This window comes from Candidatus Zixiibacteriota bacterium (genome assembly GCA_034439475.1).
Taxonomy (GTDB): Bacteria; Zixibacteria; MSB-5A5; order GN15; family FEB-12; genus JAWXAN01.
The window spans coordinates 1-3776 of sequence record JAWXAN010000008.1 but is presented as its reverse complement, the minus strand read 5'-3'; the positions used below and the strand labels follow the sequence as shown (position 1 = coordinate 3776).

Genomic DNA, 3776 nt, shown 5'->3' with positions numbered 1-3776 from the left:
TAGCGGACTGGAATGACAAAATAGAAGGCTGACTGCACTTCTTAATTCTTCGTGCGGGACGTCTCTGTCGCGCACCGATGATTAAGACGTCAGTCCGCCTCAGCGGACTGACCTACAAGATGAAGACGAACATGAGATTGCCACGCCTGCACTCCCCGCAAGGACGTACTGGAAATGCCTGCTTTATTCTTCGTGTGGGACGTCCCAGTCGCGCACAGTGTGGCCCATCACTCCAAAACAAGTTTCCTCAAAAATGATATGTGTGATTTTTGCCGATTATAGGTACTATTGGGAATCTGTTTCTGATAGACCGCAAAGTCTCGCGCCGCAGCGATAGCTTCATCCTTGCGTTCTAAGATCACAAGACATTTAGAGATAAAATAGTCGCATTCAATCAGATTAAAATAATTACCCGGCGTGTCATCAATTTTATCACGGATCAGACGATATATCCGAGCAGTGTTTACATAGTCACGCTTCGCAAAATACGCCTGCGCCATTGGCCATAAAAACGATGTGCCGTCAGGGTATGCTTTCTGCATCTCTTCGGCTACTGCTATTGCGGAGTCATATTTCTCTTTATTTATCCAAATCCAGATGAGCCCGCTTCTGGCCGATTCTTTGAAAATTTGAGCCGAATCGGCGGCGATATAAAGCTCTTTGATACCGAGCGCACGGTCATTTTTGAACAACCCTATCCATCTCAGCATTCCAGCTTTGGCAGATTTCCAATAATGATATGTCCCAATCCCCATGTAATGGTCGTAAATGCTGCTATCAAGCGCCAGTCCGGCTTCATACTCAGATTTGGCAGCAAGACCAAGTCTTATGGCCGAGTAGAGCGAACCGAATCTACTTTCTCTGATCGAGCCGTATGCTTTCGAATGTCCAACAAAAAGATGCATCCAACTCTTGGTGGAGGCAGAACCCGAATCCGACACCATTTGCGCTTTCATACGAAGGGTATCCAGAAGCTTCGCATAATCAGGATAGAGATTGTCCTCGAAGAATGCCATCTTTGCCATTTCGATTGCGGCTTGGATAAGATAGCAGCCCGGATCATCGGGATAGATCCGGGCAAAGTCTCTCTGAAGCGAATCAGCGGAATCAAAGCGGTTATTGAAAAGAAGCTGCTGAGTCTCACTCAACAGCTGAGCCTTATGGTCATCCATATAAGCCGCTGCATGAAGCGGCCTGAAAAGAGAAAGGAAGCAAACTAAAGTGAAAAAAAACAAAAAAAGACCGGCATGTCTAACCATACCGGTAAAATTATCGCTCTGTACACAATGAAGCAAGACTAAATTAAAACACTTGGCTCTTTTCCCCTGCTCATATAGAACGTTCCCCCGGGACAAACTCTGTCAGGTCGACACCTTTATCGGTTGTAGCAGTAATAATAACAAGGCCGTTGTTTTCATGGTAGACCAGTCTACAGCCTCGGCAGTTGTGGTCAAAAAACGATGTGTTATTCTTATGAACGGAATGCTCAATCAGCTCTTCGGGGATTTTAAAATCCTTAGAGGGAACCACAAAGACCGAGACAATTTCATCGTTTTTCACGAAAACAAAATGTCCCATCTCGACGCCCATTATCTCCTGCATTTGACCGCCGACAAGTTGGAAGTCGCCGATAGTCGACGAAATATTATATTTGTATTGCTCAGCGAATTTGCCCATAGAACTGACCGTCAACAGGTTATTGCTAAATGATGCACTTTGGTCAGCAGCTTGCCAATGAGCGCGTTCAAGCGGGATGTAGATGTTGTAGTGCTTGTAGAGCTCCGTGCCGAAATAGCCAGCTCCCACCAGAAAGACAAATGTCGCGGCGACCGCTACGATTCGCGAAATTCTTCGAATCGGAGTAGTTTGCGTCTTGACTGCACTTTGGAATTCCGCTTTTTCTTCAATGTCGAGTTGGGAAAGAATGCGAGTACGGAGTTGGGTATCCGATGGCCCAAGTGGTATGGCCTGCTTGAGTTTGCGTTGCATCCCGTTATTCAATAGCTGTTCAGAACGATAGATGCCTGAGCAATTATCACAGGTTTTCATGTGATTATCGAAGTCGTGCTGTTGTTGGGGGGTTGCTTCTTGATCAATTATTTCATAAAGAAATCTTAACGAGTTGTGGCGGTCCATAGAGTGCTGTCCTCAAAATAAAAAAACTTAGCTGCATACTTCTCCAATTCGCAGATTGTTTTGAGGAACGGCAGCGAGTCAGTTTCCTGAATTCTTGATATATCCGTTCTTCACTGCGTACTCGAACAACTGCTTCTGTAACAATTTTCTCCCTCGGTGCAGTCTCGATTTGACGGTACCAAGTTGCAAATTTGCAATCTCGGCGATTTCCTGGTAGGAGAAACCCTCAAGAAACGAGAGCACTACTACCGTGCGAAAATCCTCAGGCAATTCTTCGATTGCCTTCTTGACGTCATCGTCAAACACCTTGGCGAAAAATTCGCTCTCCGGATTCGCATCCGGGGTCGCCAGCGCAAGTTGACCATAGATGAAATTATCATCGACATCGTCAACAGATACCGAAGCCGGCGTCCGTGCTTTCGAGCGATAGTCGTTGATAAAAATGTTGGTCATGATTTTGAATAACCATGCCCGACAATTCGACCCAGGCTCAAACTTGTCCCAGAAGCGATAGGCCTTTACATACGTCTCTTGTACCAAATCATCGGCGTCGTTTGCATTTCTCGCCATCCGAAGCGCGGTACGCTTAAGAGCATCCATATGCGGCAAAGCTTCTGTTTCAAAGCTCTTTCTCTTATCGCGGGTGAGGCTAACTTGTTCGATCACAGTGGACATATCCAATTCCGAAACCGTGCCAGGTTACCTCAGCCTGATTTACTAAACAGACCGGCTGTGTTTGTGGTTCCCTGGGCACTTGTTAAATACTCATACACTTTCAAAATTTCTACGTTCCAATGATATGGAACAGACATTCACTGAAGGTTTCTACATTTAAGTAAAATATGCCGAGACCATCATAGATACAAGAACATTCCAAAGAGCGAGCCTTCTAATCCGATTGAGGTACTGTGTTTTTTTGGTTGTCATCAAATCTTATAAGCCAAAGAGGCAATTGAGGATATGACGGCTGCCTTACGACATAGTTTCTCACTTTCAGAAGCCTGAAAAGGGGCTGAATTTCCTCATATTACTAGTGCAATATTACCCCTATATTCCCCTATGTCGACCAACTATCTTATCTATGATGATGCCTGTCCGGCCTGTTTGATCGGTATTAATAAACTCAAAAAACTTGATACTTTTGGACTCATTTCTCTGATTCCGCTCTCAAATCCAAGGATTCCTTTGGGCATACCTCTTCCTTCATCAGACAAACTCAGAGAAGCCATCTGTCTCATTACCTCAGACAATACCACCTATTTTGGCGCTGATGCTTTGTCACGAGTTGCTCTGCTTCTTCCCAAATCCCGTTTTGTCGGCAGACTGTTGCTTTTGCCGGGAATAAAACATTTGGCGCGTCCGATCTATCGGATTGTCGCGAAGCATAGGCTAAAGCTTTCGAAACTGTTGGGCTGACAGGGTGATGGGGACAAAATGTGTGGTGTCGGGCGTCTCTGCCCGACACTGGCATTCATTACAGTGGTTGGTGTACGTTCCACCTGTGGCGGACTCGAAAGCATCGTGCACCAACTTGCACCGTACTCACAACTCGTCATTGCGGGCATAATAGCCAAAAAGTGTTGGTAAATTTCTGATATCTTCTTGTTATACTTGGTATTTCACCTAAGATGACTGAGTCC

4 protein-coding genes are annotated in these 3776 nt (G+C 45.5%); 1 reads left to right on the top strand and 3 read right to left on the bottom strand.

Features of this window, described 5'->3' with window-relative positions; all coding sequences use genetic code 11:
- Positions 1 to 227: 227 nt before the first annotated feature.
- The 3 genes from SGI97_00815 to SGI97_00805 form a co-directional block, all read right to left on the bottom strand.
- On the bottom strand, positions 228 to 1172 hold the full coding sequence (locus tag SGI97_00815) for a hypothetical protein (protein MDZ4722445.1): 945 nt from the start codon (positions 1170 to 1172) through the stop codon (positions 228 to 230).
- 157 nt (positions 1173 to 1329) lie between these two features.
- Positions 1330 to 2136, bottom strand: coding sequence for a hypothetical protein (locus SGI97_00810; protein ID MDZ4722444.1), 807 nt, complete (start codon positions 2134 to 2136; stop codon positions 1330 to 1332).
- Between the two features lie 78 nt (positions 2137 to 2214).
- The gene (locus SGI97_00805) at positions 2215 to 2802 is read right to left on the bottom strand and encodes a sigma-70 family RNA polymerase sigma factor (GenBank protein ID MDZ4722443.1); all 588 of its coding nucleotides are present in this window, start codon (positions 2800 to 2802) and stop codon (positions 2215 to 2217) included.
- A 393-nt stretch (positions 2803 to 3195) separates the two neighbouring features.
- Between SGI97_00805 and SGI97_00800 the strand changes: the two genes are divergently transcribed.
- A complete protein-coding gene (locus SGI97_00800; protein ID MDZ4722442.1) occupies positions 3196 to 3552 on the top strand; it encodes a DUF393 domain-containing protein in 357 nt (118 codons plus the stop codon).
- Positions 3553 to 3776 lie beyond the last annotated feature (224 nt).

Bases quoted from the DNA above. Each gene is read 5' to 3' on its own strand.
- SGI97_00815 (MDZ4722445.1), bottom strand. From the start codon at position 1,172: ATGGATGACCATAAGGCTCAGCTGTTGAGTGAGACTCAGCAGCTTCTT.
- SGI97_00810 (MDZ4722444.1), bottom strand. From the start codon at position 2,136: ATGGACCGCCACAACTCGTTAAGATTTCTTTATGAAATAATTGATCAA.
- SGI97_00800 (MDZ4722442.1), top strand. From the start codon at position 3,196: ATGTCGACCAACTATCTTATCTATGATGATGCCTGTCCGGCCTGTTTG.